We start from the raw sequence: 16,847 nt of genomic DNA, 5'->3' as shown, positions 1-16,847 counted from the left end.
TCAGCGAAAGCTGACTTTTTTTCGGAGGAATTAATATGAAGTATTTAATTACAGGAGCTCATGGACAGCTAGGCCAAGAATTACAAAAAATTTTGAAGGAGCGAAACCTGACATTTGTGGCATTTGATTCTAATGAGTTAGATATTACTGATCGTCTCGCAGTTATGAGTGTTTTTGAAACAGAAAAACCAGATGTAGTACTACATGCTGCTGCTTATACAAAAGTTGATTTGGCAGAAGATGAAGGACGTTCTCTTAATTGGAAAGTTAACGTAGAAGGTACAAAAAATATTGCTGACGCTGCTAAACAATATAATGCTAAATTGGTTGCTGTTTCTACAGATTATGTCTTTGATGGAATGAATAATGATGAATATCAAGAGACGGATTCAGTAAATCCCAAAAACGCTTATGGACGTGCTAAATTAGCTGGTGAATTAGCTGTTATTGAGAGTGGTGCTTCGTCTTATATAGTTCGAACAAGTTGGGTATTTGGTGAGTTTGGGCCTAATTTCGTTTATACAATGAAGAGATTGGCAGAGAACCATCCTAAATTAACAGTGGTAAATGATCAGCTGGGGCGACCAACATGGACAAGGACACTAGCAGAATTTATGCTACATTTGATTAACTCTAAATCAGAATATGGTATTTATAATTTATCAAATGATGATACTGCCACTTGGTTTGAATTTGCTGAAGAAATTTTGAAAAATTTGCCAGTTGAAGTTACGCCGGTTACTAGTGATCAGTTTCCACAAAAAGCGTATCGCCCAAAGCATTCGGTAATGAGTTTAGAGAAAGCGAAGTTGACTGGTTTTGAGATACCAACTTGGCGTGATGCATTAGCAACTTTCTTATCTGAGATATAAATAATAATGGTGCTTTGATAGGAATTGATTCTTAAATTTAGGATTAATCATTGAATAATTTAATGAAATAAAGTACTATTAATTAATAGTAAACCCTTGAAAGGATGTGCGTGATTTGGCATTATCAAAATTTGACAATCAGAAAAAATCAGAACTTTCAATGATCGAAGTGGCACGTGAGATACTACACGAGCGTCATGAGACTGTTGATTTTTATGATTTATTGAAACAAGTATCAGAATATATTGGTCAGAGCGCCGATGAGCTCGAAAAGCGAACATCACAATTTTATACAGATTTAAATATCGACGGATCTTTTATTTCTTTGGGTGATAATGTTTGGGGACTTCGTTCATGGTATCCATTTGATTCAATTAATGAAGAAATCCATTTGGACCTTGAAGAAGAAGCTGCCACAAAGAAGAAAAAGAAGGCAACTAAGAAAGCTGCGGCTTTGTTGGATACCGATGACGATGATGTTGTTGGCTGGGATGATGATCCTGAAGAAGATGACTTCGAAGAAGAACCAACACCAGCTGATGAAACTGTTGCAACTGTTGATGTTGAAGTTGAGACAGATGATGACGACGATGACGACGCGGTCGCCAAAAGTGATGAATTTGAAGTTTCAAATGGTATTGGTGACGATATCTCTGGAATTGGCAAAGACGTCGATGATGATTATGGATCAGGGGACATTGAAAAGTAATGTCTTTGACATTTGATTTATTATCATGTATAATAAAGTCCCGGGCTCTTGTTTGTTTACAAGAACGGTTAAATTAACTATTAGACTCCTAATGCTAACATAGCAACGGGAGTTTTATTGATTTAACAATAAAAAATATGGCACACGAATTAGTACGTAGAAATTGCGTTTAGACGGAGGGAATTATGGCGACGAAATATGTTTTTGTGACTGGTGGTGTGGTTTCATCGCTAGGAAAAGGAATTGTAGCAGCTTCACTAGGACGCTTATTGAAAAATCGCGGATTCAAAATTGCGGTACAAAAATTTGATCCGTATATCAATATTGATCCTGGAACAATGTCACCATATCAACACGGTGAAACCTTCGTAACGGAAGATGGTCTTGAAACTGATTTGGATTTGGGTCATTATGAACGATTTATTGACATTAACTTGAATAAATATTCAAACATTACTTCAGGTCGAATTTATTCTGAAGTCTTGGAAAAAGAACGAAATGGTGATTATGATGGAGCTACGGTTCAAGTAATTCCACATATTACTAATGCTTTGAAGGAAAAAATGATGCGTGCTGCTGAAACAACAGATGCTGACATTGTGATTACCGAAGTTGGTGGTACTGTTGGTGATATTGAATCACTTCCATTTATTGAAGCTTTGCGCCAAATGAAGCGTGAAGTTGGAGCCGAAAACGTCTTTTATATTCATACTTCATTAATTCCATTCTTGCGAGCAGCTGGTGAAATGAAGACTAAACCAACACAACATTCTGTATCAGAATTGCGTTCATTGGGAATTCAACCTGATATGTTGGTTGTACGGACTGAACAACCTATTTCACAAGAAATGCGTGAAAAATTGGCTTTGTTTACTGACGTGGCACCTGAGGCAGTAATCGAGTCATTGGACGTTGATGTTTTGTATGAAATTGTTAATAATATGCAAGCTCAAGGAATGGATGATGTGGTTTTGAATCATCTTGGACTTCAAGCTGCACCAGCTGACTTAACTAATTGGACGGAAATGATTGATAAGATTAAAAACTTATCAAACCACATCAAAATTACCTTGGTTGGTAAGTATGCTGATTTGCAGGATGCCTACATTTCAGTAAATGAAGCTTTACGTTCAGGTGGATATGCGATTGATACAGAGGTTGAGATCAACGCTTTGAATTCTGAAAAAGTAAATGAAGATAATGTTAAAGAGCTTTTGAGTGATGCTGATGGAATCATAGTACCTGGGGGATTTGGTCCTCGTGGAACTGAAGGAAAGATTTTGTCGATTCAATATGCTCGTGAAAATAACGTACCTTTCTTAGGAGTATGTTTAGGTATGCAGTTGGCAACTGTTGAATTTGCCCGTAACGTACTAGGACATTCACAAGCAAATTCAATTGAGCTTGATGAGAACACTGATACACCTGTTATTGCTTTGATGGACGACCAAAAGGAAATCACAAAACGTGGTGGAACTTTGCGTTTGGGATTGTATCCAGCTGCTTTGAAGGAAGGAACTCAAACTCGGGAAATTTATGGTACTGATGAAGTACAACAACGTCATCGGCACCGTTTCGAGTTCAACACGCAATATCGTGCTGAATTTGAAGCAGCCGGAATGGTTTTTGCGGGGGTTTCACCTGATGATCGTTTGATGGAAGTTATTGAATTACCAAGCAATGATTTCTTCATTGCTGCTCAATATCATCCAGAATTTATCTCACGTCCAAATCGACCTGAGCCATTGTATGCAGCATTTATTAAAGCTGCTTTGAATAATCATTAATATTAAAATTTTTAAAAAGGCGATGAATTTTGATGATTCGCCTTTTTTTATATAAATATGAAAATTTTCAATAGCAAGAATTTGCAGAGATATTTAAGGCAACAACAAGATTAATTAATATAAAATGAATATTATTATTGACATTAATAGATTTTGATTGAAAATATTGTAATATTACTTTTTAAGTTACAGGTTGTTACTATTGTAATTATATTGTAAAATAAGAAACGAGTAATTGAATAAGATAAGTGTAAAACACGCTTTTCTAATGAAAGTGATTATTTAAAATACTGATGTGTGTTAATAATTTTCAACATGTTTCATAACAACATTAATATTATTAGTTGAATTAAAATAAAGATGGTTAAGGATCGCAGTGAAACTGGCCAGTTAAATAAAAATTATAATGAATTATTTAATTGATGTAGTAGTCATTTAAATGTCTTGAGGTTTTGTAATGAAAAAGTTAATTATTCACGGCGGTCGCCGATTAAGTGGGGAAGTAACGATTGGTGGGGCAAAAAACTCAACCGTTGCTTTGATTCCGGCATCAATTTTGGCGGATTCAGTTGTTAATTTTGATAGTGTACCAGATATTTTGGATGTTTATAATCTCCAAATTATTATGCGTTCAATGAATGTACAATCAAGTTTTTCTAATGGAGAATTAATGATTGATCCAACAGGAATTGTAGAAGCTGAGTTACCATCAACGGCGATTAAAAGTCTCCGAGCTTCATATTATTTCATGGGATCATTGTTAGGTCGTTTTGGACGTGCCGTTGTAACGTTCCCTGGTGGCGATAATATTGGCCCTCGTCCAATTGATCAGCATGTTAAGGGATTTGAAGCTCTAGGTGCGGAAGTCGAATATGACAATGATACTGTACGTATTACAGCTCCAAATGGGTTGCATGGGACACGTATCTATATGGATATGGTTTCGGTAGGAGCTACGGTTAACACAATTTTAGCAGCCGTTAAAGCTGAAGGAACTACGATTCTAGAAAATGCCGCTAAGGAACCAGAAATTACTGATTTGGTAACCTTTTTAAATAATATGGGTGCTAAAATTAGGGGGGCTGGAACGGATACAATTCGTATTGTAGGAGTTGAACGATTAATTTCGAACAACGTTCATACTATTATTCCAGATCGAATCGAGGCAGGGACTTATCTTTCAATGGCAGCTGCACAAGGGGATGGAGTTTTAGTTAAAAATATAATTCCAGAACATTTAGAGGCTTTTATTGCGAAAATGGTTGAAGCAGGGGTTGATCTAGATGTAAGAGAAGATAGTATTTATGTTCCTAAGACGGAAAAGTTTAATGCAATTAAAATTAAGACAACTCCTTTCCCAGGGTTTGCAACTGATTTGCAACAACCAATTACGCCTTTGTTAACATTAGCTGATGAAGAAAGTCTGATTACGGAAGAGATTTATCCAGAACGGACTCGTCATATTCCAGAATTGAACAAGTTGGGAATGGATATTGATAATTATGCGCATGGTTTGATTGCAATTCGACCTAGTACACAATTATCAGGAAATGTAGTTGCAGCTGCTGAAATTCGTGCTGGAGCAGCACTTGTTATTGGCGGATTAATGTCAGAAGGTGAAACAGTCATTAATAACTCAGAACACATTTTACGTGGTTACGATCGTTTGATTCATAAAATAACTCAATTAAATGGGGATATTCGAATTGTAGAAACAGATGAACCAATGCAATAAAAAATAAATAAAAAAAGAGGCTGTTTATTTTTGGAAACGGTCTCTTTTTGTATATAACGCAAATGTGGCTGGATATTCAATTTAAAATGATCTATTATCCTAAGTCTAAATTTTAAAATAGCTTGTAATTTGTTAATAAAAAAGGTAAGCTAAATGGGTTGTAAAAAATACTTTGCCAGAAGTCAATTCGTTATTAAGTCACCGGATTGTGACCAGGTTGGCGCTTTGTTCAAAGTATTTTCATTTAGTACGCGATACGAAATTTATCGCAATTGGAGGAAGATTTTGAAGTTTTCAGAATTAGGTCTCACAAAAGACCTACTTACAGCCATTGAAAAACATGGTTATGTCGAGGCAACACCAATTCAAGCCGAAACAATTCCCTTAACGCTTGCCGGTAAGGATGTCATCGGTCAAGCTCAAACCGGAACTGGTAAAACAGCTGCGTTTGGATTGCCAATTTTAGAGATGATTGATAGCAGTCGTCAAGTTCAAGCTTTGGTAGTTTCACCAACGCGTGAATTAGCGATTCAAACTCAAGAAGAACTATTTAAATTAGGACGTGATAAGCGCGTTCGCGTACAAGCCGTCTTTGGTGGGGCAGATATTCGTCGCCAAATTGATGGTTTGAAGCGCGGAGTTGATATCGTCGTTGGAACACCTGGTCGTTTAATTGACCACATCCGTCGAGGAACCATTGACCTTTCACATGTTCGGACATTAGTTTTGGATGAAGCTGATGAAATGTTAAACATGGGATTCTTGGAAGATATTGAGTCAATTTTGAAGGCCGTTCCAGATGAACGTCAAACATTATTGTTCTCAGCAACAATGCCATCTGCAATTAAGCGGATTGGTGTTCAATTCATGACTGAACCAGAACACATCCAAGTAGCCGCCAAAGAATTGACGACAGACTTGGTTGATCAATACTACGTTCGAGTTCGTGAACCCGAAAAGTTTGATACTTTGACTAACATTTTGGCTGTTCAACAACCAAAGTTAGCAATTTTGTTTGGGCGTACTAAGCGCCGAGTTGATGAATTAACTCGTGGTTTGGAATTGCGTGGATTTAAGGCTTCAGGAATTCATGGAGACTTAACTCAACAAAAGCGTACACAAGTTTTGAAGTCATTCAAAGCTGGTGAAATCCAAATCTTAGTGGCAACTGATGTTGCTGCTCGTGGATTGGATGTTACAGGAGTTACTCACGTTTATAACTTTGATATTCCACAAGAATCCGAATCATATGTTCACCGAATTGGTCGGACAGGTCGTGCCGGTTCTCACGGAACTTCAGTTACGTTTGTAACAAATGCTGAACTAGATTATCTAAAAGATATCGAAAAGCTTACTAAGAAGCGTATGTTGGCATTAAAGCCTTACTCACACGAAGAAGCTGTTGCAGCTCGAATGAAGACTGCAGTCCAAGATGTAGATGCAGTTGTTAAAACTGTAGATGCTAACTTGGTTTCAGCTGAAGTTGATGAATTATTAGAAAAGTATGATGTTCGGACATTAGCTGCTGCTGCATTGGCTGCTTCAGCTAATATTTCTGAAATCGATGCTGAATTCGATTTGACCCGCGAACGTCCATTACCAAACAAACACTTTGGTCGTGGTGGATCACGTGGTGGTAGTGGATCACGCGGTAATTACCGTGGTGGAAACCGACGTTCTGGTAACGGTGGTGGAGGTTCACGCTCTGCTGGTTCTGGTAATGGTGGTGCTGCACGTGGTGGTCGACGTGAAGAAAATGGTAGCCATGGTGGTGGCCATGATTCAGAACGTCGTAAGTCATACGATCGTGGTGCACGTACTGGTTCAGGGGATCGCTCACAACGTGGTTCACGTCCAGCCGGACGTCGCAAGTTTGTGATCCGCGAAAATGATAAATAAAATTTACTAGGCTAAAATACTAGTAAGATGCTCAATCACTTCAATGTTTTACATTGAAAATGATTGAGCATTTTTTATTTGCAACTAAATAATATAATTAAAATGTTGAACAAAAAATTCAAGCCTAATATTACGCTAAAAATATGATAAAATTGAGTAATTAAATCCGATTGATTATATGACCTGATTTCATTTTAATGGTCACGTGAAAAACGAGAAATAAGGGGAGTATTTCATGATATTTGGGAATGGAATTGATATTCAAGAAATATCAGCTGTAGAGGATTTGGCGGCAAGACAACCAAATTTTATTACTAAAATTTTAACGAATACTGAGAAACAGACTTATGACCAAAAGGTTGGTAAACATCAAGGTGAATTTTTAGCCGGTCGTTATGCCGCAAAAGAGGCTTATAGTAAAGCATTGGGGACAGGCCTCGGGGCTGATTTAAATTGGCAACAATTAGAAATTGCAAATGATGAACAGGGTAGACCATATTTTCAACAACATCCCCGTCAAAATGATCTCATTGCTCACATTTCAATTTCACATTCAGGTAATATGGTGAAAACTGAAGTTATTCTTGAAAATATGCCAAATACTGAAATGCCAGTTAGTGTTAATCGTCCTGCTTGGATTGAAATTTCAAAGTCAGCGGTAGCGCATAATATTAAATTTGTGCGGGAATTTAGTGGTGCTAAGCGATTTATGGCTATTTTAAAAGCTAACGCTTATGGTCATGGATTACCACAGATGGTGGAAGCAGCACGTGAAGGTGGAGCAGATGCCTTTGGTGTTGCAACTTTAGATGAAGCTATTTGGTTACGCCATTTTGGGGTTAAAGAGCCGATTTTAGTATTGGGGATTGTGGAAGCAGAACAAGTTAAACTAGCTTGGAAGCACCAAATTATTGTACCCGTTGCAAATTTAGCTTGGCTAAAATCTGCTCAAAAAGTTTTTCCGATGGAATCAACGAACAAACCTTTATTAGTGGCATTGGCTGTTGATACTGGAATGACTCGGATTGGTATTCGAACAGAGAACGAATTGCAAGAGACCTTTAATGCAATCAATAGGGATCCGCGATTCAAATTACATAGTATTGGCATGCACTTTGCAACCGCTGATACTAACAATGAAGCATACTTTGAGCAACAGTTAGAACGTTGGCATACGTTAACTGATGAGCTAGAAATTTCGGCTGATGTTTGGCGTCATCTGGCTAATTCAGGTACAGCTCTGTGGCATAAGAATCCTTCAACTGATGCGATTCGAATTGGAGCAGCTATGTATGGCATTGATTCTTCTCAAGGGGCTCTGGAAAAACGTGACTTACAACCAGTTTTGAGCTTGAAAGCTAAATTGGTTCAAGTAAAGCAAGTAGAGGCTGATGTATCAGTTTCGTACGGAGCAACTTACACAACTGATCAGCCAACCTGGATTGGAACAATTCCATTGGGATATGCGGATGGATATTTGCGCAAACTTCAAGGCGGATATGGCCTTTTACCAGATGGGCGACATGTAGAAATTATAGGTCGTATCGCCATGGATCAATGTATGGTAGCGTTACCAGAAGAAATACCTGTTGGAACGGTTATCACGTTAATTGGTTCGGCAGGTGGGCAACATGTAACTCTCGAAGATTTAGCTGAACGTTTGGAAACTATTCCATATGAAGTAGCGACCACTTTATCTGTACGTTTGCCCCGGTATTTAGTTGATTAATTAATAAATGAGGGATAGAATGCAAGATAATAAGCAGAAAGTAAAAGAAATTCGGCGGGGAGAGATTTGGTATGCCAATTTAGAGAATGGAAGAATTGGATCTGAGCAGGGCGGCGTTCGTCCAGTCCTGATTGTCCAAAATAATGTAGGTAATCTTTATGCACCCACTACCATCGTAATACCGATTTCGACCAAAAAGATAAAAAAAACGTTACCAACCCATGTGAAATTAGATGCTGAATTAGATGGGACGGGAATTAATCGTGATTCTACATTGTTATTGGAACAAATTCGGGTAATTGATAAAAAAAGACTCCAAGATCGCTTAGGACGTCTGCCTGAGCCGCAAATGGTTGAAGTTCGTTCAGCTTTATCGGTTAGTTTAGGCTTTGATTAAAAATAAAAATTGAAAGCAGACATAAAATATGTCTGAAGGGTAGGAAGATATGACTGAGCAAAAAGTATTGTTAACGGGGGATCGTCCCACAGGTAAATTACATATTGGGCACTATGTGGGCTCACTTAAAAATCGGGTAGCAATGCAAAATTCTGGAGAATATACCCCATATATTATGATTGCGGATAAGCAAGCCTTTACGGATAATGCTCGCGATCCAGAAAAAATACATAATTCATTATTAGAAGTAGCTTTGGATTATCTAGCGGTTGGAATTGATCCTAAAAAAACTACTATTTTTGTTCAATCTGCAATTCCAGAATTATCAGAATTGACGGAATATTTCTTGAATTTGGTTTCAATTGCGCGTCTGCAACGTAATCCAACTGTTAAGACTGAGATTCAACAAAAAGGTTTTGGTGAATCAATTCCAGCGGGATTCTTTATTTATCCGGTGTCACAAGCTGCTGATATCGCATTATTTAAAGGTGAAGTAGTGCCAGTTGGGGATGATCAAGAACCAATGTTAGAACAGACACGAGAATTAATTCGAACTTTTAATCGAGTTTATGATGTTGATATTTTAAAAGAACCTCAAGGTATTTTCCCACCAAAGGGTCAGGGGCGTATTCCTGGATTAGATGGGGTTAAGATGTCTAAATCTTTGGGTAATGCAATTTATTTGAGTGATTCAAAAGATGAATTATGGAATAAAATTAAGTCAATGTATACAGATCCCACCCATGTAAAAGTTGATGATCCAGGTCATGTTGAAGGTAATATGGTCTTCACATATCTTGATATATTTGATTCAGATCAAAATAAAGTGGACGAATTGAAGGCACAATATCAACATGGTGGTTTGGGAGATATGAAGTTAAAGAAGTATCTTTTTGAAGTCTTAGATGCTGAATTAACACCAATTCGGGATCGGCGCGCTGAATTTGCTGCTGATCGAGGCGCCGTTTTGGAAATGTTGGCTGAAGGATCAGCCCATGCTCGAAAAACAGCTCAGGCGACAATGCACGAAATTCGCGAAGCAATGGGTATTGAATACTGGAATTAAACTTTATTTTGAGGTAATATCATGGGTTATTTAGCAATTGTAGATTTAGGTTCAAACTCAACTCGTTTTGTAATTGAAAAATTACAAGCGGATGGAACATTTCAAGAACTTGAGCGGGTAAAAAAAGATACACGTTTAGCTGAAGGAATGGGGAAAAATGAGGGTTATTTAACTGAAACGGCGATGCAAAGGGTTTTTGAAGCGGTTAGTGAGTTTAAAGAAATAGCCCAATCCTATCAAGACTTGGAAGTCATTGGGATTGCAACTGCTGCAGTGCGAGAAGCTAAAAATAAGACAGCTTTTGTCCAACAATTAAGCGACAAATTTCAAATTGATGTTCGTGTTTTAACTGGTGATCAAGAAGCCTATTATGATTACTTGGGCGCAATGTCAGCCCTAGATCATATTGATAACGCCTGGCTTCTAGATACTGGTGGTGCAAGTATTGAATTAGTTGGAATTGAAGATAGAATGGCAGTCAATTTTATTAGCTTACCATTTGGTGCGGTTAATTTAGCCGAACGATTTAATTTGAATGGACCAGATCCGATTACAGACGAATCTTTATCGGAAGCAGAACAATATATTGATCGAGAATATGATGAGTTACCTTGGCTTGAGTGTGATCAGCAACCAATTATTCTATTAGGAGGAGCTAATCGTACTTTGGCACGGTTACACCGGAGTAAACAAGCTTATGAAGATCTAAGTAATTTTCATGGTTATCAAATGCCAGTTGAACATGTTCAAGCATTATTTGATGAATTACGTAGTTTAAGTCATCAAGAACGTTCAGCTATCTTAGGCGCCGAAGCTAACCGAGCTGATATCATTATCAGTGGGTTATTGCCTCTAATGCAATTAGTAGATGTCACAGGGACCAAGGAAGTTATATTTTCAGCTTCTGGTGTACGTGAAGGAATTTTGCAAGAATATCGTTTAGAGCAAAATGATAATTAAAAATGGGATAATAAATTTAATGTAATATTATCGCATTTAATTAAAGGCAGTCTAATGTAGGCTGCCTTTTTGTTTAATTACAAGCAAATGATAAAACGATAAAATAAAAATGAGATAACGCTTGTAAGCGATTACATGTGGTGCTATAATATAGATATTCCAAAAGAAAGGCAGGTGAGTAATTTGGAAGAATCTAAAAAATTAACTGAATTTACTTTAACTGAACCATTCTTGCACAGGAGCATATCACAGTAGTGACTTAGGAATATAGCGTATCTTTTGATGATAAACATTTCGGCCATGAGAAGGCCAACCTAATGTCATTAGCAATCAGATTTATTACCAAACATCATAATCATTCAGTCTAGGCTGAAATGGATGTAAGTATATGTTTTCGATAATAAACTGCTCCTGATATGACTTAATTATTGTTAATTAAGATGTGTCTGTGTGGGACTTGTTGAAGTATGATTTGGTTCATGTAATATCAACGACAGGTGTTTAAGACTGCAGCTTAGACCTTTGATATTACAAAATGACAATTGAATATAGGGTGGTAAATAGTCCTTCCTTGAATAACATGAAAATATGTTTTTCTAAAGTTGCACGCGGATCAATGTATCGGCGTGCTTTTTTTTGAAATTAAGTTCAATAAAAAAGCTAGGAAATAAATCCTAGCTTCTTATCGATATGCCTTGAAAATTGCATAATGTCATAATTATTGAACTTTGATCGAGCTGTTTTTCGATTCATAAAAAATTAAAGCAAACATGCCTTTTCTATGAATTAGAGGAGGTTTTTATTATATACTTAATTTAGATAATGTCTGGTAGGTTGGTATTAATTCGTGCCATATAATTAGGAACGAAATCGGAAATGAAGCTTGGTCGAACCACCCAATTATGTTCTGCTAGCTCTTGAGCAATCGCACTATGAGCATAAACAGCTGCTTCAGTTGCACGACGTGGTTCGGCGAATTGACCAACAAAACCGGCAATTAATCCAGCGAGTGTATCGCCCATTCCACCAGTAGCTTGGTATGGACCACCAATCAATAATTGCATTTGGCGATTTTCACTGAGAATTACTGTGTGGTACTTTTTTAAAACTAAAACATCAATATTCAAAGTTTTACGTTGTAAATCATTTAATTCCATGGAATCTTGATATGCAACCATAACACTGGAAAGTTTTGCCCATTCCCCTTGATGTGGGGTGGCAATTGTAAAGACGTTATTTGGAATCATAATATGTTTATCGGCGATGATGCCTAAAGCACTTGCGTCTAAAATTAACGTTTGATTCTCGCGCATTGCACGCATTGTTGATCGAAGTAACTCTACAGCAGCATCTGAGTTGCCTAAACCTGGTCCGATCAAAACCACGGAACTTTTACGAACGTGATCTAAAACGGCTCCCTGATCGCTCCAATCTAAGGCCATAGCCTCCGGATTCCGAACGTGAAGTGCAGTAATATTATCAGCATGGGTTGCAACGGTGACTAATCCAGCTCCTGAGTTGACTGCGGCTGAGGCAGCCATCAGAATTGCACCACCATATTGTTGATTGCCACCAATTAAGAGTAATTTTCCAAAATTAGTTTTATTGGTTGCGGTCGGTCGCTTCTGGATGACCTCATGTAAAATATCAGCTTTAAGTTCAGTAACCATTGCCAAAACCCTCCCAAGTCATAAATGTAATAAACTATTATCTAATTTTATCACATAAAATTTCAGTCTTAACGATTTTAATTTATATAATTGAATATTAACAATATTTGACCATGAAAATATTCAATTTTACACTTTTTTATGGTTCTAGATACAGTGTCAAAGTATGTAGTGGTGTGTTACAATTGACTCTATAATTAGTGATTAATTGGGACGTAAATTGGCTTTATAGTAATTTATGGAATCCTTAAATTGAAGTTTTCTAAATATAAATAATTAAAAAAGGTGAATTAAAAAATGGCAAATCCAGTACGACAAATGATAGAAAGTGATCGGGGAACTCTCCGCCATTTGCGTCGAATCGCAACTAAAGTTGATTCATATGCAAGTGAAATGGAAGCATTGAGTGATTCAGAATTACAAGCAAAAACACCTTACTTTCGTGAATTATTAGCTAATGGGAAAAGTTTAGATGAAATTTTACCAGAAGCTTTCGCCGTTGTTCGCGAAGGAGCACGACGAATTTTGGGATTGTATCCATTTATTGTGCAAATTATGGGTTCAATTGCCTTACATCAAGGTAATATTGCCGAGATGAAGACTGGTGAAGGAAAGACTTTGACAGCGACAATGGCTGTTTACTTAAATGCTTTGCCACAAAAAGGGGTTCATGTTGTGACGGTTAATGAGTATCTTTCACAACGAGATGGGCTTGAAATGGGTGAACTTTACCAATGGTTGGGACTAACGGTTGGAATTAATTTATCTGAACAATCAGCTGACGAAAAACGAGCTGCCTATCAAGCTGATATTACTTACTCAACTAATTCAGAAATTGGCTTTGATTATTTGCGAGATAACATGGTTTCGCGGCGTGAAGATCGTGTGCAACGACCTTTGAACTTTGCTTTGGTCGATGAAACTGATTCAATTTTGATCGATGAAGCTCGGACACCTTTGATTATCTCAGGTGCTCCAGCTCAAGAATCAACCCAATTGTACGTGCGAGCTGATCGTTTTGTTAAATCGTTAATTCGGGACGTTGATTTTGAAGTGGACTTAGAAGCTAAGGCAGTATTGTTGCACGATGAAGGAATAACTAAGGCTGAAAGTTACTTCAATTTACCTAATTTATATGGATCTGATAACATTGCGCTGACGCATCATATTGATCAAGCGCTACGTGCAAATTACACGATGGAAAATAATAAGGATTATGTGGTTCGAAATGGAGAAGTCATGTTAGTTGATGCTTTCTCTGGTCGAATTCAAGATGGTCGTCGTTTCTCAGATGGATTACATCAAGCCTTAGAAGCTAAAGAACAGGTTCAAATTCAAGAGGACAATCGAGCAATGGCTTCGATTACTTATCAAAATTTGTTCCGTCGTTATAAGAAGCTTTCTGGGATGACTGGAACGGCTAAAACCGAGGCTGAAGAATTCCGCGAAATTTATAATATGGAAATTGTCAGCATTCCAACCAATCGGCCTAATGCTCGAGTAGATGAGCCAGACTTACTATATCCTAGTTTACAAGCTAAATTTAAGGCTGTAATTGAATTAGTTCAGAAGTTACATGCGAAGGGTCAGCCGATTTTGATTGGAACCGTAGCAGTTGAAACTTCTGAGCTGCTATCACAATTATTGAATCGGTTAAATGTGCCACATAATGTTTTGAATGCTAAAAACCATGTCAAAGAAGCGGAAATTATCGCTAATGCTGGTCAACGTGGCGCTGTGACAATCGCTACTAACATGGCTGGTCGTGGAACTGATATTAAATTAGGCCCTGGGGTAGCTGAATTAGGTGGTTTGGCTGTGATCGGAACTGAACGACATGAATCTCGTCGAATTGATAATCAGTTGCGAGGACGTGCAGGCCGTCAAGGTGATCAAGGTTATTCTCAATTCTTTTTGTCTTTGGAAGATGATTTGATGCTGCGCTTTGGTGGTGAAAAGATTAAAGCTATGATGGATCGATTGAACATTGAAGATGACGAAGCAGTTATTCGAAACCGATTTATTACAAGTTCAGTGGAATCAGCGCAAAAACGAGTTGAAGGTAATAACTATGATGCTCGTAAGAATGTTTTGCAATATGATGATGTAATGTCACAACAACGAGAAGTATTCTACCGTGATCGTAACATTGTGATTGATGAAGAAAAATCCTTAGAACCTGTTTTGTTACCAATGGTTCAACGGACGATCGATCGAGTGATAGATGCTAATACACTGGGCCCATCTAAGGAATGGAATCTCGACGTACTTGCTCAATTCATGCGTTCTGTCTTGATGCCTGAAGATATGGTTAATGAAGATCAGTTAGCAGGTAAGAGTAAAGATGAGCTCAAAGAATACTTGTATAATCAGGCTTTGACAGTTTACGCTGATAAAGTTGGTGCCTTACGTGATGAAGAGCAATTATTGCAATTTACACGGGTTGTTATTTTACGAGTACTTGATGAACAATGGACCGATCATATGGAAGCTATGAATCAATTACGTGATGCAATCCAATTACGAGGTTATGGTCAATTGAATCCTTTGATTGAATATCAAAATGAAGGTTTCGCCATGTTTGAAGAAATGATTTCAAGTATTGAATATGAAGTGACACGACTCTTTATGAAGGCCGAAATTCGTCAAAATTTGACGGTTTAAACTCGGATTATTTAGTTGATAATGGTAATTGTTGAGACTGACTAAATCAAATTTAGAGGGGCTGGGACAAAATTGTACCGGCCTCTCTATTACTGTGAAAAAGTCATATTTCAAAACTCAATTTTGAATTAATCTTATTTGAAACGTAATTTTGTAGGATGAATTATAAAAAGATAGTTTGGGATATTGAATCAATTCTTATCATATCGTCTCTACGTAATAAGAAAGGAATATTTGAAATGGAATTAGTTGAAATTCGCCATGATTTGGAAGAAATAGAAAAAGAAGTTACCAATCTTGGAGAAAATTTGGATCTGGAAGCCCTAAATGATCAAATTGCAGCCAATGAAGATGCAATGGGACAAGCAGATTTTTGGAATGATAATGTAAAGGCACAAGCCTTAATTGATGAAAACAATGATGTAAAGCAACGGCGGGATAATTATTTACAGTTAAGAAATGGGATCGAATCGGTCGAAACTGCTCTTGAATTGTTGAATGAAATGCCCGATGATGAGATGGAAGCTGAACTTGATGTTGAGTTTCAAAATCTACAAGAAAAGTTAGAACAATACCGACTTGAACAATTATTGAATGAACCCTATGATGCTAACAACGCCATTTTGGAAATTCATCCGGGATCAGGGGGAACGGAGTCAGCAGACTGGGGTGCCAACTTACAACGAATGTATACACGCTGGGCGGAAAAACATAACTTTAAGGTAGATATTTTAGATTATCACCCGGGGGATGTGGCCGGAATTGATTCAGTAACATTAAAAATTACAGGACATAATGCCTTTGGTTATTTGCGTTCAGAACGAGGCGTCCACCGATTTGTACGAATCTCACCATTTGATTCAGCTGGTCGTCGGCATACTTCATTTGTGTCCGTTGATATTATGCCTGAATTAGATGATTCAATTGAAATTGATATTAATCCCGCAGACGTTAAAATGGATGTTTATCGCGCCTCTGGAGCAGGAGGACAGCATATTAATAAGACTTCTTCAGCGGTACGGTTGACGCACTTGCCTACGGGGGTTGTTGTAGCTTCACAGCAACAACGTTCACAATTTCAAAATAAGGATACCGCTTATGGAATGTTAAAAGCTAAGTTGTATCAATTGGAAATGGATAAAAAAGAGGCTGAACGGGCCGAAATTTCAGGTGATCATCTCGAAAACGGATGGGGTTCACAAATTCGTTCATATGTTTTTCAACCATATCGAATGGTTAAAGATCACCGAACTAATTTTGAAAGTGGAAACCCACAAGGGGTGATGGATGGGAATCTTGATGGTTTCATGAATGCCTATTTGCAATGGAAACTTGGTTTATTGAACCCTGAATAGATGA

General features: G+C 37.5%; 12 protein-coding genes. 11 read left to right on the top strand and 1 reads right to left on the bottom strand.

Translation table 11 applies throughout. The annotated features are described in order from the left end of the window. The first annotated feature begins 35 nt into the window (after positions 1-35). From rfbD to JC2156_RS06870, 9 genes are all read left to right on the top strand, one after another. Positions 36-872, top strand: coding sequence for a dTDP-4-dehydrorhamnose reductase (rfbD, locus tag JC2156_RS06910; RefSeq protein WP_006845913.1), 837 nt, complete (start codon positions 36-38; stop codon positions 870-872). Positions 873-987: 115 nt separating this feature from the next. After that, positions 988-1,581: a DNA-directed RNA polymerase subunit delta gene (gene rpoE / locus JC2156_RS06905; RefSeq protein WP_006845912.1), complete on the top strand. Its 594-nt coding sequence runs from the start codon at positions 988-990 to the stop codon at positions 1,579-1,581. A 185-nt stretch (positions 1,582-1,766) separates the two neighbouring features. Then, positions 1,767-3,368 carry a CTP synthase gene (locus JC2156_RS06900; protein WP_006845911.1) on the top strand — a complete coding sequence of 534 codons (1,602 nt, stop codon included), beginning with the start codon at positions 1,767-1,769 and terminating at the stop codon, positions 3,366-3,368. Positions 3,369-3,825: 457 nt separating this feature from the next. After that, entirely contained in the window at positions 3,826-5,103 is a 1,278-nt protein-coding gene (locus tag JC2156_RS06895) for a UDP-N-acetylglucosamine 1-carboxyvinyltransferase (RefSeq protein ID WP_006845910.1), read from the top strand. Between the two features lie 285 nt (positions 5,104-5,388). After that, on the top strand, positions 5,389-7,002 hold the full coding sequence (gene cshA, locus JC2156_RS06890) for a degradosome RNA helicase CshA (protein WP_006845909.1): 1,614 nt from the start codon (positions 5,389-5,391) through the stop codon (positions 7,000-7,002). Positions 7,003-7,237: 235 nt separating this feature from the next. Further along, a complete protein-coding gene (gene alr, locus JC2156_RS06885; RefSeq protein ID WP_006845908.1) occupies positions 7,238-8,731 on the top strand; it encodes an alanine racemase in 1,494 nt (497 codons plus the stop codon). A gap of 19 nt (positions 8,732-8,750) precedes the next feature. Further along, positions 8,751-9,128, top strand: a complete 378-nt coding sequence (locus tag JC2156_RS06880) for a type II toxin-antitoxin system PemK/MazF family toxin (RefSeq protein WP_006845907.1) — start codon at positions 8,751-8,753, stop codon at positions 9,126-9,128. A 49-nt stretch (positions 9,129-9,177) separates the two neighbouring features. Beyond that, positions 9,178-10,194 (top strand): tryptophan--tRNA ligase, encoded by a 1,017-nt coding sequence (gene trpS, locus JC2156_RS06875; RefSeq protein WP_006845906.1) that lies wholly within the window; start codon positions 9,178-9,180, stop codon positions 10,192-10,194. Positions 10,195-10,215: 21 nt separating this feature from the next. Beyond that, entirely contained in the window at positions 10,216-11,154 is a 939-nt protein-coding gene (locus tag JC2156_RS06870) for a Ppx/GppA phosphatase family protein (protein WP_006845905.1), read from the top strand. Positions 11,155-11,969: 815 nt separating this feature from the next. Here JC2156_RS06870 and JC2156_RS06865 read toward each other — a convergent pair. Then, positions 11,970-12,824: an NAD(P)H-hydrate dehydratase gene (locus JC2156_RS06865; protein WP_006845904.1), complete on the bottom strand. Its 855-nt coding sequence runs from the start codon at positions 12,822-12,824 to the stop codon at positions 11,970-11,972. A 297-nt stretch (positions 12,825-13,121) separates the two neighbouring features. Between JC2156_RS06865 and secA the strand changes: the two genes are divergently transcribed. Beyond that, positions 13,122-15,488 carry a preprotein translocase subunit SecA gene (gene secA / locus JC2156_RS06860; RefSeq protein ID WP_006845903.1) on the top strand — a complete coding sequence of 789 codons (2,367 nt, stop codon included), beginning with the start codon at positions 13,122-13,124 and terminating at the stop codon, positions 15,486-15,488. A 239-nt stretch (positions 15,489-15,727) separates the two neighbouring features. Then, positions 15,728-16,843 (top strand): peptide chain release factor 2, encoded by a 1,116-nt coding sequence (prfB, locus tag JC2156_RS06855; protein WP_006845902.1) that lies wholly within the window; start codon positions 15,728-15,730, stop codon positions 16,841-16,843. Positions 16,844-16,847: the final 4 nt, after the last annotated feature.

The sequence above is a fragment of the Weissella koreensis KCTC 3621 genome (assembly GCF_000277645.1).
This window is presented reverse-complemented; position numbering and strand designations above follow the sequence as displayed.